Genomic DNA, 19,833 nt, shown 5'->3' on the forward strand with positions numbered 1-19,833 from the left:
CTCCTGTGCCGCGAATATCAGTCAGCCGCAGCATTTTCCAGCCGCGCTCGCGCTTCGCTCTCGCCGATCAGCGGGAGCAGTTCGCCCATGTCGGGGCCGTGATCCATTCCGGTCAACGCACGGCGGAGCGGCAGGAACAGCGCCTTGCCCTTGCGGCCCGTCGCCTCTTTCAAGGCAGACGTCAGCGCGCGCCAGGGGTCTTCGGACCATTGCAAAGCGGATGCAGCCTGCGACAGGAACGCGCGGTCCTCGTCTGAAAATTCGCCGCTCTGAACCGGGCCGGTGACCAGTCGCCACCAATCCGCCGCCTCGCCAATATGCGCCAGATTGGGGCGGATCGCGTGCCAGCCCGCTTCGTCCATTCCCGCAGGCAGGCGGTCAGACACTGCGACGAAATCCATCTGGTGGACGATGGCGGCATTGATCCGTTCCAGCTCCGTATCGTCAAAGCGCGCGGGGGCCCGCCCGAAAGTCGACAGGTCAAAAGTCTCGATCAAAGCGGCGCGCTCGGCAATGGGTTCGACCGGCAGCGAAGTGCCCAGCCGGGCCAGCATCGCGACAATCGCGGATGGCTCTACCCCACGCTCGCGAAACGCGTCGCAGCCCAGCGAACCGAGACGCTTGGACAGCTTGCCCTCACTGCCGACCAGCAGCGCCTCATGCGCGAAATGCGGCAAATGCTGCACCCCGCCACGCGCAGCATTGAGTGCGGTAAACATCTGAATTTGCACAGCAGTGTTCGAAACATGGTCTTCACCGCGCAGCACATCGGTGACGCCCATATCCAGATCGTCAACCGTGCTGGGCAACATGTACAGCCAGCTGCCATCGGCGCGGCGGATCACGGGATCGGACAGTGTTGCAGCATCGAATTTCTGTGCGCCCCGCACGCCGTCTTCCCACGTGATGGGTTCGTCATGGTCAAGCTTGAAACGCCAATGCGGGGCAATGCCTTCTGCCTCCTTCGCCGCCCGTTCCGCGTCGCTCAGCGCCAGTGCGCCGCGATCATAAATCGGCGGCAGGCCGCGACCGAGCTGGATCTTGCGCTTCAGCTCCAGCTCCTGCGCGGTTTCATAACAGGCATAGACGCGGCCAGCGGTTTTGAGCGCGGCGAAGGCGTCTTCATACAGCGTCAGCCGCTCGGACTGCCGCTCTTCACCATCGGCGTCGATCCCCAGCCACGCCAGATCCGCGCGGATTGCAGTGACATATTCCTCCCGGCTGCGCGCCGCATCGGTATCGTCGATCCGCAGCATGAAGCGGCCGCCAGCCTTGCGGGCCAGCAGCCAATTGTGCAGCGCGGTGCGAATGTTGCCAACGTGGAGCCGCCCGGTGGGCGAGGGAGCAAAGCGGGTTACAGTCATGCGCGGGCCGATAGCCCAGCAGCGCCGCTATTGCGAGAACAAGAGCAGGCTGTGCCCACCGCCGGTGATGAGCACGCCGTTCTGAGCCGTCCGCTCAATCGTATCGGCAGCGTCGATGGCGCGCCAGATTTGGGCGAGTTCATCGGGAAAGCCGATATCGCAAACCATTTGCGGCCCCGTATCGGGCGATGCGATCCGGTGAAATTCATTCCCGCTGATTGCGAACAGCCGGCCCTGCCCTGCACATCCCGGTTCCCACCAGATATGTCCGTCATCAGCGGAAAGTGCGATGCCATAGGCTCCGTCCAGTTCCGCGCCGTCGATCCCGGCCACACGCCATTCGCCAGTCAGATCGACTGCGGGGGCTTGAGCGGTCAAGGGATCGGGGGCAGCAGCGGGAGAGGAATTCTGCTGCGGAGCATCACATCCGCTGGCCAGCATGGTAGCCAGAAACAGCGCAATGGCTGCCTTAAGCAACCTGTCCGCCCCGGTGATTGTTTATTGTATCGCGCGCTTTGCGATAGGCCAGCAGATCGTCGCTATGCTCGGCTGCAACGCTATCATTGTGGTCGCCCGGATAGACCGCTTCACCGGGCAGCGGGTGACAGATCAAGAACCCCTGCGCTTCGTTACAGCCCAGCTTGCGCAAGAGATCGAGTTGTCCGCGCCGCTCAATACCCTCGGCGGTGGTCTGCATCCCCATCGCATCGGCCAGCCGCGTAACCGAAGATACGATCGCCTGATCATGCGTGTTGTCTTCGATCCGTTCGACAAAATGCCGGTCGATCTTGATCCGGTCAAACGGGAAGCGCCGCAGATAGCTGAGCGAGGAATAGCCTGTTCCGAAGTCATCCAATGCAATCTTGGTGCCCAATTCGCGCAAGCGTAGCAGCGCGTTATAGCTGGCATCGCCTTCGGCCATCAGCACATGTTCGGTAATCTCGAATTCGATGCGTTCGGGCGCAATGCCATTGGCGTCGATGGCCTGCGCAACCAGCGCCACCAGATGCGGGCTGAGTACCTGGGTCGGCGAGAGATTGATGGCGATGCGAAAATCGCCAGGCCAGGTGGATATTTCCGACAATGTCTGGCGAATGACCCAATCGCCGATCAGCATAATCAGTCCGGTTTCCTCGGCAATCTTGAGGAATTCGCCCGGCGCCACAATGCCGCGCTGCGGATGGTACCAGCGCAGCAATGCCTCGTAGCTGGTGGTTGCCCCGGTATCGAGGTCGATCACCGGCTGGTAATGCATCCGCAATTGGCCGCGCGGGACCGCCTCTCGAAGATCGGTTTCGATAGTCCGACGCTCGCGCGCAGCCTTGTCCAGCGCTGGTTCGAACAGCGCCAGATTGTCGCGCCCCTTGGCCTTGGCGGAATATAGCGCGAGATCGGCGCGCCGCATCAATTCGTCAGCATCGCAATCGCCTTCGCTGCACCGCGCCACGCCGACACTGCTCGAAATACGGTAGAGCTGCCCTTCCAGCTCATAGGGTTCGCGAATGACCGAAAGGAAACGGTGCGCGCGTTCGATCAGCATCCCGGCCCCGGCGCGCGTTTCGATCAGCACGGCAAATTCATCGCCGCCCAGCCGGGCAACCAGATCATCCTCACGAATTTCATGCTCCAGCCGCGCGCCGACCTCGCGCAGCAGCCGGTCGCCAACGCCATGCCCGCGCATATCGTTGATGGCCTTGAAATCGTCGAGGTCGATATAGAACAGCGCCACACAACCCGCGCTGTCCGGGTGGTCGAGCATTTTGCGCAGCCGCTCGTTAAAGAGATAGCGATTGGCGAGGCCCGTCAGATTGTCATAATGCGCCATGAAGGCGACGCGGTCCTTGATCAGCTGGTTATTCGTGACGTCGCGCGCCACCCCGCTGAGCCGCCCGTCGTCGCGCGGCCGGGCGGAAAGCCGCCAATAGCGCAATTCGCCATCCACCCGCAGCTTGACCAGGAGATCGCGAAATGCGCTGCGCTCGACCAGATGCCGCGCCAAGCGGTCGCGCTGATCACCCGGCATGAACAATTGCAGCAACGGCGCGCCTTCCAAAGCATCCACATCGCGTCCCGCCGCAGCCGCAAACCGTGCCGCGACACCGCGCAAATTGCCGCGTGGACCTACCGTCCACAACCAGTCGGATGATTGTTCTTCATAATCATTGAGCAGTAGGGCGACTGTATCGGCCGCCTCCTGACGTTTAAGTTCCGATACGACACTTGCCACGAAAACCCGGTCCTGCCCTTTCAGGGCAATCAGCATCGTGACGCACAACAGCAACGCCATTGCCGCAGTGCCGGCCGAAGCCGGACCGGCAACCAACCACCCGCCAAAAACAACACTGGTCGTCAGCGCGATGATGTGAAACCGTCTGGCCGCTGTCGGCGCGCGGTACAGCAGGCTGCCCATGAACACCGCCATCACCAGTACCGCGACCACAGCAAGTTCGCGGCCCTCTGCCTGCACCGCAAAATACGGGATCATAACAGCCCAGGAGGTGCTGGTCGCAACCCCCAGCAATTGGGGGATTTGCCAATGCTTCCGCAAATAATGGCGATCAACCGAATGCTGTTCAGTCCCCCGCGTTATATAAAGACGCGCGAGCAGAAGGGCGGCGGTTATTGCGCTCCAGACCAGCAGCACCAGGGCGTTGTCACGATTTATGAGGGTCACTGTCATCAGGGCGATGCAGAGCAGATAGGAAATCAGTACGAACAGGTTTCCTGATGCAAGTTCTGAGATCCGCCGCGCCAGCAAGGCGTCCTCGAACTCCGTCTCAAGCGACGGTCCATCAAGCATGGGATCACTTGTATCCATTGCGCTCCGTCACAATTGTTGCAGGCCCAGGTGTCTTGGCGCGGTCGGCACGACTCCAAACGGCTGGATCGCGCTTCGGCACTGTCTGCAATGGACGCCTGTTCTGAATGAAATGCAACGTCTTTTGCAGGCCGCTTCGCTGCGGGGCGGCTTGTGGCTATGCGCCAACCAGGCTTTGGCCTGCTCTGGACGAAGCGAGAAAAAGGCCCCGCCGGACGCACCGACGGGGCCAAATTTTATGCGGTCAGGTAAGGCTTATTCGCCGTCCTTGGCCGCCTCGTTCAGGTATTCGCCCGCATCGGCATCGGTGCCGTGGGTTTCGCCCTCGACTGCGGCCAGCGGGTCGTCGCCAATAGCGGCTTCAGGGCCCTGGGCCAGTTCGGCCTCACGCTCTTCCGCGGCGGTGTTGGCAGCGATGATCGCGTCCTGTGCCTTCTTCCACGAAGCGCGCAGAGCGGCATCGCGGCTGGAGGCGGTGACGCGCATCCGGTTCATACCCGCGCCGGTACCGGCGGGGATCAGGCGGCCCACGATCACGTTCTCCTTGAGACCGATCAGCGTGTCCTTCTTGCCCTCGACTGCGGCCTGCGTCAGCACCCGGGTGGTTTCCTGGAAGGAAGCCGCCGAGATGAACGAACGCGTCTGCAGCGAAGCCTTGGTGATACCCAACAGGATCGGCTTGCCGACGGCAGGCGATTTGCTGCGCGTCAGCTTCGCGTTGATCGCCTTCATCTCCTCGTTGTCGACCTGCTCACCCGGCAGCAGCGTGGTGTCGCCGCCATCGGTGATTTCGACCTTCTGAAGCATCTGGCGAACAATCACTTCGATGTGCTTGTCGTTGATCTTCACGCCCTGGAGCCGGTAAACTTCCTGAATTTCGTTTACCAGATACTCGGCCAGCGCTTCGATCCCCATGACTTCGAGGATGTCGTGCGGGTTGGGCGAGCCAGAGATGAGCGTGTCGCCCTTCTTGACGAAATCGCCCTCCTGCACGTCGATCACCTTGGTCTTGGGGATCAGATATTCGACTGCATCACCCTCTTCAGGGATAATCGCGATCTTGCGTTTGGCCTTGTACTCGCGGACGAATTCGATCTTGCCCGAAATCTTGGCAATGACCGATACGTCCTTGGGCATCCGCGCTTCAAACAGTTCCGCAACGCGAGGCAGACCGCCGGTGATGTCGCGGGTCTTGGCGGCTTCGCGGCTGGCACGGGCGAGAATATCGCCTGCATCGACCCGCTGGCCGTCCTCGACCGACAGCGTCGTGCCCGGGGCCAGCATGTAACGTGCAGCCTCGGTCTCGTCGCCGGCATCATTGAGAAGGGTGAGCCGCGGACGCAGATCTTCCTTCGCCTTCCGGCCGGACGTACGCAGTTCGGTGACCACACGCTGTGCGATGCCCGTCGCATCGTCGATGCGCTCTTCCATCGTCGTGGCGTCGATCAGGTCCTGATAACGCACAATACCCGACTGTTCGGTGATGATCGGCAGGGTGAACGGATCCCATTCAGCCAGACGATCGCCTTCCTTCACCTTGGCACCATCCTTGTGCATCAGCACGGTACCGTAAGGCACCTTATGGATTTCGCGCTCGCGCCCTTCGGCGTCGATCACCGAAAGTTCGCCATTGCGTGCCAGGCTGAGGATACGGCCCTTCTTGTCCAGAATGGTCGGCATGTCGCGATAGACAATCTTACCGTCCGAGATCGATTCCAGATGGCTGGTTTCATTGAGCTGTGCCGCGCCGCCGATGTGGAACGTCCGCATCGTCAGCTGGGTGCCCGGCTCGCCGATCGACTGGGCGGCGATAACGCCCACCGCTTCGCCGATGTTGACCGGAGTACCGCGGGCCAGATCACGGCCGTAGCAGGTGCCACAGACGCCCTGATCGGCTTCGCAAACCAGCGGCGAACGGATCTTCGCCTGCTGCACTTCGGCCGCTTCGATTTCCTTGACCATTGGTTCGTCGACCAGTGTGCCGGTCTTGACGATCACTTCACCAGTCGCCGCGTTGACGATGTCCTCGGCCACCGTGCGGCCCAGAATACGCTCGCCAAGCGAGGCAATGACAGAGCCGCCCTGAACGATGGCACGCATCACCAGCACGTTCTTGGTCTTGCAGTTTTCCTGCACGATCACACAGTCCTGCGACACATCGACCAGACGGCGGGTCAGATAACCCGAGTTTGCCGTCTTGAGCGCCGTATCGGCCAGACCCTTGCGAGCGCCGTGGGTGGAGTTGAAGTATTCAAGGACGGTCAGACCTTCCTTGAAGTTCGAGATGATCGGCGTTTCGATGATTTCGCCCGAAGGCTTGGCCATCAGACCGCGCATGCCGGCCAGCTGCTTCATCTGTGCCGGGCTACCACGCGCGCCGGAGTGGCTCATCATGTAGATCGAATTGATCTGTGCTTCCTTGCCATCCTTGCCGATGGGCTTGGCGCGGATCTTGTCCATCATGGCCTCGGCCACCTGGTCGCCGCAACGGCTCCAGGCGTCGATCACCTTGTTGTACTTTTCCTGCTGCGTGATCAGACCGTCCTGATACTGCTGCTCGTAATCGGCAACCAGCGCCTTGGTCGTTTCGACCATTTCGATCTTCTCTTCGGGGATGATCATGTCATCCTTGCCGAACGAGATACCGGCCATGAAGGCGTGGCGGAAGCCAAGACCCATGATGGCGTCGGCGAACAGCACCGTGTCCTTCTGGCCAGTGTGACGATACACCTCGTCGATGACGTCGGCGATGTCCTTCTTGGTCAGCAGGCGGTTGACGATGTCGAAGGGAACCTTGTGGTTCTTCGGCAGGCATTCACCGATCAGCATACGGCCCGGCGTGGTCTCGAAACGGACCATCGAAACCTTGCCTTTTTCATTGGCCTGCGGGACGCGGGCAATGATCTTGGTGTGCAGCGTAACGGCCTTGACCTCGAGTGCCTGATGGACCTCGGCCATGTCCGAAAACATCTGCAGCTTCTCGATCTTGTCGCCCTTCTTTTCACCGTCGATGAACTCAGGCGTTTTCTCCTGACGTTCCATCGCGAGATAATAGAGGCCCAGCACCATGTCCTGTGACGGCACGATGATCGGCTTGCCATTGGCAGGCGACAGGATGTTGTTCGTGCTCATCATCAGCACGCGCGCTTCCAGCTGCGCCTCAAGGCTCAGCGGGACGTGCACGGCCATCTGATCGCCGTCGAAGTCGGCGTTGAACGCGGCGCAGACCAGCGGGTGAAGCTGGATCGCCTTGCCTTCGATCAGAACGGGTTCGAACGCCTGGATGCCAAGCCGGTGAAGCGTCGGTGCTCGGTTTAGCATCACCGGGTGTTCACGGATCACTTCGTCCAGGATGTCCCAGACTTCCTTGCGTTCCTTTTCAACCCACTTCTTCGCCTGTTTCAGAGTCATCGACAGACCCTTGGCGTCGAGACGCGCGTAGATGAACGGCTTGAACAGTTCGAGCGCCATTTTCTTGGGCAGGCCGCACTGGTGCAGCTTCAATTCCGGCCCGGTCACGATGACCGAACGGCCCGAATAGTCGACGCGCTTGCCGAGCAGGTTCTGCCGGAAGCGGCCCTGTTTGCCCTTGAGCATGTCGGACAGCGATTTCAGCGGGCGCTTGTTGGCGCCGGTAATCACGCGGCCACGGCGGCCATTGTCGAACAAGGCGTCGACAGCTTCCTGCAGCATCCGCTTCTCGTTGCGGACGATGATGTCCGGCGCGCGCAGTTCGATCAGGCGCTTGAGGCGGTTGTTACGGTTGATCACGCGGCGGTACAGATCGTTGAGATCCGACGTCGCAAAGCGGCCGCCATCCAGCGGCACCAGCGGGCGCAGCTCTGGCGGGATCACGGGGATCACTTCCAGGATCATCCATTCGGGACGGTTGCCCGAATCGATGAAGCTTTCCACGACCTTCAAACGCTTGATGATCTTGGCCGGCTTCAGCTTCGACTTGGTGGTGGCCAGATCTTCGAGCAGGTCATCGCGTTCCTGTTCGAGGTCGAGATCCATCAGCATGGTCTTGACCGCTTCGGCACCGATCGAGGCGGAGAAGGCGTCTTCGCCATACTCGTCCTGCGCTTCGAGCAGCTCGTCTTCGGTCAGCAGCTGGAATTTCTCCAGTGGGGTCAGGCCGGGTTCGACCACGATGTAGCTTTCGAAATACAGCACCCGCTCAAGCTGCTTGAGCTGCATGTCGAGGAGCAGGCCGATGCGCGACGGCAGCGACTTGAGGAACCAGATATGCGCAACCGGCGCGGCCAGTTCGATGTGACCCATCCGCTCGCGGCGGACCTTGGTCACGGTCACTTCAACGCCGCATTTTTCGCAGACGACGCCCTTGTACTTCATGCGCTTGTACTTGCCGCACAGGCATTCGTAATCCTTCACCGGACCGAAAATGCGGGCGCAGAACAGGCCGTCGCGTTCAGGTTTGAACGTGCGGTAGTTGATGGTTTCCGGCTTCTTGATCTCGCCGAAGGACCACGAACGGATCCGTTCCGGCGAAGCAATGCCGATCTGGATTTCGTCAAAGGTTTCCGGCTTGGCCAGCTGGTTGGTGAATTTGGTCAGTTCGTTCATGACTTATTCCCTTTACGGGTGAATTTCTCAGGGTGGAGTAACGGGGCTTTCATCCCGGTTACTCCGCCGCGATCTGGCCGAAGCCATCCTCGTTCTCGTCGGCGAGCGACTTGAGTTCGACATTGAGGCCGAGGCTGCGCATTTCCTTGACGAGCACGTTGAAGCTCTCCGGAATACCTGCCTCGAACGTGTCGTCACCCTTGACGATGGCTTCGTAAACCTTGGTCCGGCCGATGACATCGTCCGACTTCACGGTGAGGATTTCCTGCAGCGTGTAAGCGGCGCCGTAAGCCTGGAGCGCCCAGACCTCCATCTCGCCGAAGCGCTGGCCGCCGAACTGCGCCTTACCGCCCAGCGGCTGCTGGGTGACGAGGCTGTAGGGACCAATCGAACGCGCGTGGATCTTGTCATCGACCAAGTGGTGCAGTTTGAGCATGTAGATATAGCCCACTGTCACCTTACGGTCGAACGCCTCGCCGGTGCGCCCGTCGAACAGCGTCACCTGGCCCGATCCGTCGAGCCCTGCCTGTTCCAGCATCGCGGTCACATCGCCTTCGCGTGCGCCATCGAACACCGGAGTACCCATCGGCACACCATTGACGAGATTGCCGGCCAGCTCGACCACGTCAGCGGTCGAACGGGCTTCGATCTCGGCATGGTAAGCCTCGCCGTAAACGTCCTTGAGGCGGTCGACGACGGCACTGGGCGCCTTGGCCTTGGCCGGATCGGGATTGGCAATGCGCCAGTCTTCCAGAGCTCCGGCAATCTGTTGGCCCAATCCGCGGGCCGCCATGCCAAGGTGGGTTTCGAAGATCTGCCCGACGTTCATGCGCGATGGCACACCCAGCGGGTTGAGCACCACGTCAACCGGGGTACCATCCTCCAGGAACGGCATGTCTTCGGCCGGAAGGATCCGGCTGATGACGCCCTTGTTACCGTGTCGGCCGGCCATCTTGTCGCCCGGCTGCAGCTTGCGCTTCACCGCGACAAAGACCTTGACCATCTTCAGCACGCCGGGAGCCAGCTCGTCGCCGCGCTCCAGCTTTTCCTTACGGTCGTCGAACTTCTCGTCGATGATCTTGACGGCTTCGTCATACTGCGACTTCACCGCTTCGATCTGCGCCTGACGGCCATCATCCGCGACTGCGAATTTGAACCATTCGTGACGCTCGATGCCTTCGAGCAGCTCGGTGTCGACAACGACGCCCTTCTTGGCGCCCTTGGGCACTGCCGAGGCAGTCTGACCCAGCAGCATATCGCGCAGGCGGTTGTACGTCGCCCGGTTGAGGATGGAGCGTTCGTCGGCGCTATCCTTGCGCAGGCGTTCGATTTCCTCGTTCTGGATCGCACGGGTACGATCGTCGATCTCGATACCGTGGCGGTTGAACACGCGCACTTCGACCACCGTGCCGGCCACACCGGGCGGCAGGCGAAGCGAAGTGTCACGCACGTCACTGGCCTTTTCGCCAAAGATCGCACGCAGCAGCTTCTCTTCCGGCGTCATCGGGCTTTCACCCTTGGGCGTAATCTTGCCTGCCAGAATGTCACCCGGATGCACTTCGGCACCGATGTAGACAATGCCTGCTTCGTCGAGGTTGCGAAGCGCTTCCTCGCCGACATTGGGAATGTCGCGGGTGATGTCCTCTGGCCCAAGCTTGGTATCGCGCGCCATGACTTCAAATTCCTCGATATGGATCGAGGTGAAGACGTCATCCTTCACGATACGCTCGGAAATGAGGATGCTGTCCTCATAATTGTAGCCATTCCAGGGCATGAAGGCGACGAGGCTGTTACGCCCCAGCGCCAGTTCACCCAGATCGGTCGAGGGACCGTCAGCGATAACATCGCCCGGCTCGACCGTTTCGCCAACCTTCACCAGCGGACGCTGGTTGATGCAGGTGTTCTGGTTCGAGCGCTGGAATTTCTGCAGCGTGTAGATGTCCACGCCGGACTGGCCGGCTTCGACATCACCGATTGCGCGGATCACGATACGCGTCGCGTCGACCTGATCGACCACGCCGCCGCGGGTCGCAGTAATCGCTGCGCCCGAATCGCGCGCCACGGTTTCTTCCATGCCGGTGCCCACAAACGGTGCCTCGGCCTTGACCAGCGGCACAGCCTGACGCTGCATGTTGGAACCCATCAATGCGCGGTTGGCGTCATCGTTTTCCAGGAACGGGATCAGCGACGCAGCAACCGAAACCAGCTGCTTGGGGCTGACGTCCATCAGCGTGATCTGCTCACGCGGCGCCATGAAGTAATCGCCGTTCTGACGGGCAGAGACCAGTTCCTCGACGAAATTGCCATCGTCGGTGAGGTCAGCCGAGGCCTGGGCCACGGTGTGCTTCTGCTCTTCCATCGCGGACAGATAGACCACCTCGCTGGTGACCTTGCCGTCCTTGATCAGGCGATACGGGGTTTCGATGAAGCCGTATTTGTTGACCCGCGCAAAGGTGCTGAGCGAGTTGATCAGGCCGATGTTCGGGCCTTCTGGCGTTTCAATCGGGCAGATGCGGCCATAATGCGTGGGATGAACGTCGCGGACTTCAAAGCCTGCGCGTTCACGGGTCAGACCGCCTGGGCCGAGGGCCGAGACACGGCGCTTATGGGTGACCTCCGACAACGGATTGGTCTGATCCATAAACTGCGACAGCTGCGACGAGCCGAAGAATTCGCGAACCGCAGCAACCGCCGGCTTCGCATTGATCAGATCGTTGGGCATCACGGTCGACACATCGACCGAGCTCATCCGTTCCTTGACCGCACGCTCCATGCGTAGCAGGCCGACGCGGTACTGGTTTTCCAGCAGCTCGCCCACCGAACGCACCCGGCGATTGCCAAGGTTGTCGATGTCATCAACATCGCCCTTGCCGTCCTTCAGGTCGACCAGTTCCTTGACCACGGCCAGGATGTCTTCCTTGCGCAGCGTAGTCACGGTGTCTTCGGCGTCGAGGCCGAGACGCATGTTCAGTTTCACACGGCCAACAGCCGACAAATCATACCGTTCGCCATCGAAGAACAGGCCTTCGAACAGCGCTTCTGCGGTTTCCTTGGTCGGCGGTTCGCCCGGACGCATGACCTTGTAGATCGCTTCCAGACCTTCATCACGGTTCTCGGCCTTGTCGACCTGCAGCGTGTTGCGGATCCAGGGGCCAGTGGTGATGTGATCGACATCAAGCAGTTCGATCTGCGACACGCCCGCATTATCGAGCAGCTCGAGGTTCTCGATCGAAACCTCTTCGCCAGCTTCGATATAGATGCGGCCGGTTTTCTCGTCGATCATGTCACGCGCGGCATAGCGCCCGATGATTTCCTCGGTCGGCAGCAACAGGGTCGCCAGACCGTCCTTCAGCGCCTTGTTGGCGGCACGCGGGCTGATCTTCTGATTGGCGGCGAAAATCTCTTCACCGGTCTTGGCATTGACCAGCGGGAACACCGGCTTCTGGCCACGCCAGTGCTCGGGCACGAACGGCATTTCAAAGCCGTCGACGCTCTTCTTGGCGGCGCGCTTCCACACGACCGTGTCATAGAAGTGATCGAGGATCGCTTCGCTGTCGAGGCCCAGCGCATAGAGCAGGCCGGTGACCGGCAGCTTGCGCTTGCGGTCGATACGGACGTTAACGATGTCCTTGGCGTCGAATTCGAAATCGAGCCACGAACCGCGATACGGAATGATGCGGGCAGCAAACAGCAGCTTGCCCGAGGAATGCGTCTTGCCGCGGTCATGATCGAACAGCACACCCGGCGAACGGTGCATCTGCGAGACGATCACGCGTTCGGTGCCATTGACGATAAAGGTGCCATTGTCCGTCATCAAGGGCATGTCGCCCATATAGACGTCCTGCTCCTTGATATCGAGGACCGAGCGGGTTTCGGTTTCCTGATCGACTTCGAACACGATCAGGCGCAGCGTGACCTTCATCGGCGCCGCATAAGTGATCCCGCGCTGGCGGCATTCGGTGGTGTCGTACTTCGGCGGCTCAAGTTCGTAATGCACGAAGTCGAGCTCGGCAGTGCCCGCGAAATCACGTACCGGGAAGACCGACCGCAGGGTCTTTTCAAGGCCGGAAACGTAACCTGTTTCCTTGTCCGAGCGCAGGAACTGTTCGTAGCTCTCGCGCTGCACCTCGATAAGATTGGGCATTTCGACGACTTCATGGATGTCGCCGAAAATCTTGCGGATGCGCCGCTTCGCGGTGCCTGAAGCCTTGGACTTCAAACGGCCCTGTGGTGCCTTCGCCTTGGTAGCCATAAAGGGGTCTTGCCTCTTCTGTTGTGTGTCAGGTGTGCGCCCGCGGCGGCCCTGCAATTCAAGTCTCATGCGCGTGAGAATTCCATAAGGACGCAAAAAGGCCGCAGCGAATGACGCACCGATTTTGCGGTGCTGCTGCAGCTCGTCAAAGCGTCGCGATTATGGAAACGCCGCTTCCATCCTGTAACCGATCCCCGCGCAAGAATCGGCCCTGCTCGAAGCGGGCGGTTGCGGCCCATGTAGGATTTGGCCCCGCGATTGTCAAACGGAGCCAGCGCTCCGACCTGACCGGCGAACATCGCAATAGAAAGGGCAGCTTCGCCATCCCTGCAACCTGCCCGCCGAAGTCCAGATGAACCTATATTGTCGAGGCAATCCACCGCGAACATGCCTGCCAGCACATGCCTGTGGTGAATTACGCAAAAACTGCCGTGTCACCAGTTCGCCAGAAAAACTGCATTGGACGAGGTACAGCGACAGCAAACGCTGTTGTCTTACGTCGCCATTATACAGGCGAACCTCGCCAGCCTACTTTGTAAGCACCATCAGCGAAGAGCCGCCGAGTACTCGCACCGACAGGTCGGGCGAGATCATGCGCATGATACGGCGCGGAAACTTCATGATGCGCTTGTTAAAGCTAGTCCGCGGCTGCTGTTCCGAGCCGTGCGTATAATTCCAGCCGACAACCTCGTAACCACAATCTTCCAAAGTCGCGAGCGCTGTCTTCTTCTCGAAGTAATGGAGGTGACCCAGCTTCTCGCGCGTGTTCAGGGTTGCGCCCCGCAGCATAGCCTGCACCGACAGATCGAGAGGTATGTGAAACAGCTTCCACTCCGCCAACGGGCGCATCCGCTTCAAGAACCCGATGTAGTCCTCAACATGCTCGAACACATCGATAGCCATAGCCACATCGGGCCGCTCGACCTTGCCATTTTCGGCAAGTTCGAGATAGTCGCCGAAATGGTAAGCTAACGCGCCCTGCTCGCGTTCTTTTGCCACCGGATATGCCTGCGCTGAAATTTCGTAACCATCGACCTTGGCGGCGGGGAATTCTGTGCTGACGCGGCGCAGCAGTTCACCCACACCGCAGCCAATCTCGACGATCGACTTGGGTTCGACGCCGTGCTGCTTGAGGATTGACGTCACCCATTGCGCCTTCAAGGGCGCATCCTCGGCATGCCATTCGGGATTGTTTTCCAGATATTCGCCGCTTTGGTAGATCGAATGATCCAAAATCGCCTCCAATCATGCAGATTTTTCGGGGGCCTAGGCCCCGCACCTGCAAAACGCAATGGGTGCAAGTGCACCCCTCGGACCTGATGAGCAGAGCGTAATGTTTCGGCAAAAGCGCGTCGATTGGGAACCATCGCGAACTGTGGCGATTTCAAGGCGACACAGTTTGGAGAAACGACATGAAGAAGATTATTCTAGCCGCCACTGCCCTGCCGTTCGCACTGGGTCTCGCTGCTTGTGACAGCACACCTGCCGATGACACGGCCGACACGATGACCACCGACACCACTGCCGCCGACACCATGACAACCGACACCACGGCCGCCGATGGGACGATGACTGACGGTTCGATGGGCGATGGCGCTGCTATGACCGACGAACAGCGTGCAAAGGCACTGGACACCAGCGCTGAAGCCGATGAAGAAATGGCCGACCGCATCGAAGACACTGACGAAGCTGCCGCCGACCGCCTTGAAGCATCGGCCAAGGCCAAGCAGGAAAAGCGTGACGCGATCGACTGATCGCTAACGGCATGCGGGCTTGACTCGCACTGCAAACACTTTAGAGGCCCGCCGCGATCGGTGGGCCTCTTTTGCGTCTGCCGTTCATCCGTCCGAGACAGCTGGTGAGGGGAATATGCCTCTCTTAATTTCCGGCCTAGACGGGGACAGAGATTTTCGCAGTCGCTCCGGCACTGCAATGCGCGTTCTGCCCATCGTGGCCGGCGCACCTCCTTCCCCATCACTGGACTCGCCCATGTTGCTATTTGCGACATGGACATACGTAGCCGGTCGACAGGGAGCCATCCCGGTCGATCATTTGTGAAGGAGTATGGCATGGATCGTTCGCAGAAAGCCGATGCGGTCGCCCAGCTCACGCAAGTCTTCAACGAGAGCGGCGTGGTGGTTGTCACCCGCAACCTCGGCATGTCGGTGGCTCAGTCCACTGACTTGCGCTCGAAGATGCGCGAAGCAGGTGCGTCCTACAAGGTTGCGAAGAACCGTCTCGCCAGGCTCGCCCTGAAGGACACCGATTACACCGGTCTCGATGACTATCTGACCGGTCCCACCGCGCTTGCGTTTTCGCAGGATCCGGTGGCTGCGGCGAAAGCCGTGGTGGACTTCGCCAAGAGCACCGACAAGATTGAAATTGTCGGTGGCTCGATGGGCGCGCTGAAGCTCGACGAAGCAGGGGTAAGGTCGCTCGCGTCCATGCCCAGCCTCGACGAACTTCGCGGCAAGATCGTGGGCCTCGTCAACGCGCCGGCAACCAAGGTTGTCCAGCTCGTCAACGCACCCGCATCGAAGCTTGCACGGGTTTTTGGCGCATATGCCGCCAAGGACGCGGCGTAAGCCACAGGTTCAATCGCACAACCGCGATTTATTCATTGGGGCAGGCCGACCTGAAATTGTTCAGGGCCACCCCGCCACTATTTGGAGTAAAACATCATGGCCGATATCGCCAAGCTTGTTGAAGAACTGTCGAAGCTGACTGTCATGGAAGCCGCTGAGCTTGCCAAGGCACTTGAAGAAGAGTGGGGCGTTAGCGCCGCTGCTGCTGTTGCCGTTGCCGGCCCCGCCGCTGGCGGCGACGCTGCGGCTGCTGAAGAGCAGACCGAATTCGACGTCATCCTGACCGGAGACGGCGGCAAGAAGATCCAGGTAATTAAGGAAGTCCGTGCGATTACCGGCCTGGGTCTGACCGAAGCCAAAGCTCTCGTCGAAGGCGCGCCCAAGGCCGTCAAGGAAGGCGTGAACAAGGCCGAGGCCGAAGAGGTCAAGGGCAAGATCGAAGCAGCCGGCGGCACCGTCGAGCTCAAATAAGCTTCGAACACAGTTTTGCGAGTGTCTTGAAGCGCTCGCAGATGGGAGGGCGGTACCGCAAGGTGCCGCCCTTTTCCGTGGCCGCCCTGTTGCCCCGGCGCTGCACCCCGGCCATGAAATCCGCGCGCTGAGCACAGCGCGTTTGAGATGCGGGCCAGCCGCGATTATCCGGGCCGGCTGCATGACCCACCATCCAGCCCCAAAGCCCCTGCCAATCGGCAGCGATGGCTGGCGCGATGAAATCCGCGCGACCTACCGGCTCGCCTGGCCGCTGGCGCTCGCCAATTTGCTGCAGATGCTGGTCCATGCGGTCGATGTCATTTTCGTGGCCCGGCTGGGCGAGCGCGAACTGGCCGCTTCGGCGCTGGGCATCGCGCTGTTCGGCTTGCTGCTGTGGGCGTTTTCAGGACTGACCGGCATTGTGGCGGCGCTGATCGCTGAGGAGCTGGGACGCCGCCGTCATGCGGTGCGCGAGGTTCGCCGGTCGGTACGCATGGCGCTGTGGCTGTCGCTGGTATCGGGCGCATTCGGCATGGCAGTGTGCTGGTTCGGCGAGGCGATCATGCTGGCCAGCGGGCAAGAGCAATCCATTGCCGCACGCACTGGCGATTTCCTGCAGATCATCATGTGGGCGATGATCCCGATGATCGCGGCCAATGTCCTGCGCAGTTTTGTGTCCGCATTGGGCCGCCCGATTTTCGCCACTGCGATCACCGCACTGGCGCTGGTGGCCAGTGTGCTGGGCAATTACGCCTTCGTCTTCGGCAATCTGGGTGCTCCGGCGCTGGGGCTGGAAGGCTCGGCATTGGCGAGCATCATCACCTCGGTGTTCGTGCTCGCCTGCTATATCATCGCCATCCTGGCCGACCGGCGGCTGCGGCAGTACCGGATCTTTGGCAATTGGTGGCGCCCCGAATGGCAGCGGCTGCGCGAACTGGTCCGGCTCGGCTCGCCAGTGATGGTGATCATTCTGGCCGAAGCGGGGCTGTTCAGCGCCGCAGCATTGCTGATGGGCCGCATCGGCGCGTCTGAGCTGGCGGGGCACACCGTGGCGCTGCAAATCGCCGCATTGGCCTTTCAGGTGCCGTTCGGCGTAGGGCAGGCCGCCACGATCCGCGTCGGCTATCACTATGGCGCGCGCGACAAACCGGCGATTGCGCGGGCGGGCTGGGTCGGCATCGCGATGAGCGCGGCCTTCATGTGCCTGACCGCCGCTGCGATGATCACGGTGCCGCATTTGCTGCTGCGCATCTATGTCGATCCCGCCCTGCCCGCCAATGCGGCAATGGTCGGCTTTGCCATCCAGTTCATGCTGGTCGCCGCAGCGTTCCAGCTGTTTGACGGCGTTCAGGCGGTGGCCGCAGGTGCACTGCGCGGGCTGCAGGATACCCGCGTGCCGATGCTGATTGCGATCTTCAGCTATTGGGTGCCCGGCTTTGGCGCAGCATGGTGGCTGGGTTTCCACACCACCTTGCAGGGCACCGGCGTATGGATCGGTCTGGCCGCCGGACTGGTGTTTGCCGCGATCCTGCTGACGTGGCGCTGGGCCAGACGCGAACGGCTTGGTCTGGTGCAGCCGCTCGCCACCTGAGCATGGCGCGCGGCAGGGCATCCTGCCCCAGCAACGCCGCGCCGCGAAGATTCTTGTTCTCCAGTGGTTGACGCCCATGTGGCGGATGCACATATGCGCTCCGCTGGCACTCTCGGTCTGGGAGTGCCAAGACGCTATATCCACTCTTGAAAGGAAGGTCATCGACATGGCATTTCGTCCACTGCACGACCGCGTGCTGGTTCGCCGCATCGAAGCAGAAGAAAAGACCGCCGGCGGGATCATCATCCCGGACAGCGCCCAGGAAAAGCCCAGCGAAGGCGAAGTCATCGCTGTTGGCACGGGCACCCGTTCAGAAACGGGCACCGTTACCCCTTGCGACGTCAAGGCGGGCGACCGCGTGCTGTTCGGCAAATGGTCAGGCACCGAGGTTAAGGTCGACGGTGAAGACCTGCTGATCATGAAGGAAAGCGACATCATGGGCGTTATCGGCTGATTGCCGGGACCCCTTAACGCTTTCATTACCCCAACAATATTCCAGGAGAAACCACTATGGCTGCCAAGGACGTAAAGTTCGGCCGCGATGCGCGCGAAGGCATTCTGCGCGGCGTCGATATCCTCGCCAATGCCGTCAAGGTCACGCTGGGCCCCAAGGGCCGCAACGTAGTCATTGACAAGAGCTTCGGCTCGCCCCGCATCACCAAGGACGGCGTTACCGTCGCCAAGGAAATCGAACTGAAAGACAAGTTCGAGAATATGGGCGCGCAGATGCTCAAGGAAGTTGCGTCCAAGACCAACGACCTCGCCGGTGACGGCACCACGACCGCCACGGTTCTGGGCCAGGCCATCGTTCGCGAAGGCATGAAGTCGGTTGCAGCCGGCATGAACCCGATGGATCTCAAGCGCGGCATCGATCTTGCCGTGTCGAAGGTTGTCGAAAATCTGGTGAGCCGTTCCAAGGACGTTTCCGGTTCGCAGGAAATCGCGCAGGTCGGCATCATTTCCGCCAATGGCGACAAGGAAGTCGGCGAAAAGATTGCCGAAGCCATGGAAAAGGTCGGCAAGGAAGGCGTGATCACCGTTGAGGAGGCCAAGGGTCTCGAGTTCGAACTCGATGTAGTTGAAGGCATGCAGTTCGACCGCGGTTATCTCAGCCCCTACTTCATCACCAACCCCGACAAGATGACGGTCGAACTCGAAAACCCGTACATCCTGATCCACGAGAAAAAGCTGTCGAACCTGCAAGCCATGCTGCCGGTGCTCGAAGCGGCTGTTCAGAGCGGACGTCCGCTGCTGATCATCGCCGAGGACATCGAAGGCGAAGCGCTGGCAACCCTCGTGGTCAACAAGCTGCGCGGCGGCCTCAAGGTCGCAGCGGTCAAGGCACCGGGCTTCGGCGATCGCCGCAAGGCCATGCTGCAGGACATCGCGATCCTGACCAAGGGCGAGATGATTTCCGAAGACCTCGGCATCAAGCTTGAAAACGTCACGCTGGGCATGCTCGGCGAAGCCAAGCGCGTCACCATCGACAAGGACAATACCACCATCGTCGACGGTGCCGGTGAAGCTGATGACATCAAGGCGCGCGTTGGTGAAATCAAGGCGCAGATGGAATCGACCACCAGCGAATACGACAAGGAAAAGCTGCAGGAACGTCTGGCGAAACTCGCTGGCGGTGTTGCCGTGATCAAGGTCGGCGGTGCTTCGGAAGTCGAAGTGAAGGAACGCAAGGACCGCGTCGACGATGCGCTCCACGCTACCCGTGCAGCCGTCGAAGAAGGCATTGTCCCCGGTGGCGGTACGGCGCTGCTTTACGCCACAAAGGCTCTCGCAGGCCTCAAGGGTGAAAATGACGACCAGACCCGCGGTATCGACATCGTGCGCAAGGCTATTGTCAGCCCCGTTCGTCAGATCGCCGAGAATGCTGGCCATGATGGCGCGGTTATCTCGGGCAATCTGCTGCGCGAAGATGACGAAACCATGGGCTTCAACGCAGCGACCGACACTTACGAGAACCTCGTAGCTGCCGGCGTTATCGACCCGACCAAGGTCGTGCGCGTGGCTCTGCAGGACGCAGCATCGGTTGCTGGCCTGCTGATCACCACCGAGTCCGCCATCTCCGATGCGCCTGAAGACAAGGCTGCTGGCGGCGGCATGCCCGACATGGGCGGAATGGGCGGAATGGGCGGCGGTATGGGCTTCTAAGC

At 60.7% G+C, this 19,833-nt stretch carries 12 protein-coding genes; 6 read left to right on the forward strand and 6 right to left on the reverse strand.

Annotation, left to right across the window (positions count from 1 at the left end):
- Positions 1-17: 17 nt before the first annotated feature.
- The 6 genes from gltX to FEV51_RS11150 form a co-directional block, all read right to left on the reverse strand.
- Positions 18-1,364: a glutamate--tRNA ligase gene (gene gltX, locus FEV51_RS11125; RefSeq protein ID WP_138618927.1), complete on the reverse strand. Its 1,347-nt coding sequence runs from the start codon at positions 1,362-1,364 to the stop codon at positions 18-20.
- Between the two features lie 27 nt (positions 1,365-1,391).
- Positions 1,392-1,841, reverse strand: a complete 450-nt coding sequence (locus FEV51_RS11130; RefSeq protein ID WP_138618929.1) for a hypothetical protein — start codon at positions 1,839-1,841, stop codon at positions 1,392-1,394.
- Positions 1,834-4,164, reverse strand: coding sequence for a putative bifunctional diguanylate cyclase/phosphodiesterase (locus FEV51_RS11135; protein WP_171033117.1), 2,331 nt, complete (start codon positions 4,162-4,164; stop codon positions 1,834-1,836). The genes FEV51_RS11130 and FEV51_RS11135 overlap by 8 nt, the downstream gene beginning before the upstream one ends.
- A 273-nt stretch (positions 4,165-4,437) precedes the next feature.
- Positions 4,438-8,769, reverse strand: a complete 4,332-nt coding sequence (gene rpoC, locus FEV51_RS11140; protein ID WP_138618933.1) for a DNA-directed RNA polymerase subunit beta' — start codon at positions 8,767-8,769, stop codon at positions 4,438-4,440.
- 58 nt (positions 8,770-8,827) lie between these two features.
- Positions 8,828-13,021, reverse strand: coding sequence for a DNA-directed RNA polymerase subunit beta (gene rpoB / locus FEV51_RS11145; protein WP_138618935.1), 4,194 nt, complete (start codon positions 13,019-13,021; stop codon positions 8,828-8,830).
- 528 nt (positions 13,022-13,549) lie between these two features.
- Positions 13,550-14,254 (reverse strand): class I SAM-dependent methyltransferase, encoded by a 705-nt coding sequence (locus tag FEV51_RS11150; protein WP_138618937.1) that lies wholly within the window; start codon positions 14,252-14,254, stop codon positions 13,550-13,552.
- Positions 14,255-14,433: 179 nt separating this feature from the next.
- On the opposite strand from FEV51_RS11150, the gene FEV51_RS11155 reads away from it, so the two are divergent.
- From FEV51_RS11155 to groL, 6 genes are all read left to right on the forward strand, one after another.
- Positions 14,434-14,775, forward strand: coding sequence for a hypothetical protein (locus tag FEV51_RS11155; RefSeq protein WP_138618939.1), 342 nt, complete (start codon positions 14,434-14,436; stop codon positions 14,773-14,775).
- A 315-nt stretch (positions 14,776-15,090) separates the two neighbouring features.
- Positions 15,091-15,606: a 50S ribosomal protein L10 gene (rplJ, locus tag FEV51_RS11160; protein WP_138618941.1), complete on the forward strand. Its 516-nt coding sequence runs from the start codon at positions 15,091-15,093 to the stop codon at positions 15,604-15,606.
- A gap of 96 nt (positions 15,607-15,702) precedes the next feature.
- Positions 15,703-16,077 (forward strand): 50S ribosomal protein L7/L12, encoded by a 375-nt coding sequence (rplL, locus tag FEV51_RS11165; RefSeq protein WP_138618943.1) that lies wholly within the window; start codon positions 15,703-15,705, stop codon positions 16,075-16,077.
- Positions 16,078-16,258: 181 nt separating this feature from the next.
- A complete protein-coding gene (locus FEV51_RS11170; protein ID WP_138618945.1) occupies positions 16,259-17,668 on the forward strand; it encodes an MATE family efflux transporter in 1,410 nt (469 codons plus the stop codon).
- Between the two features lie 166 nt (positions 17,669-17,834).
- A complete protein-coding gene (gene groES / locus FEV51_RS11175) occupies positions 17,835-18,122 on the forward strand; it encodes a co-chaperone GroES (RefSeq protein ID WP_138618947.1) in 288 nt (95 codons plus the stop codon).
- Positions 18,123-18,178: 56 nt separating this feature from the next.
- Entirely contained in the window at positions 18,179-19,831 is a 1,653-nt protein-coding gene (gene groL / locus FEV51_RS11180) for a chaperonin GroEL (protein ID WP_138618949.1), read from the forward strand.
- Positions 19,832-19,833: the final 2 nt, after the last annotated feature.

The organism is Qipengyuania marisflavi (assembly GCF_005884405.1).
GTDB lineage: Bacteria > Pseudomonadota > Alphaproteobacteria > Sphingomonadales > Sphingomonadaceae > Qipengyuania > Qipengyuania marisflavi.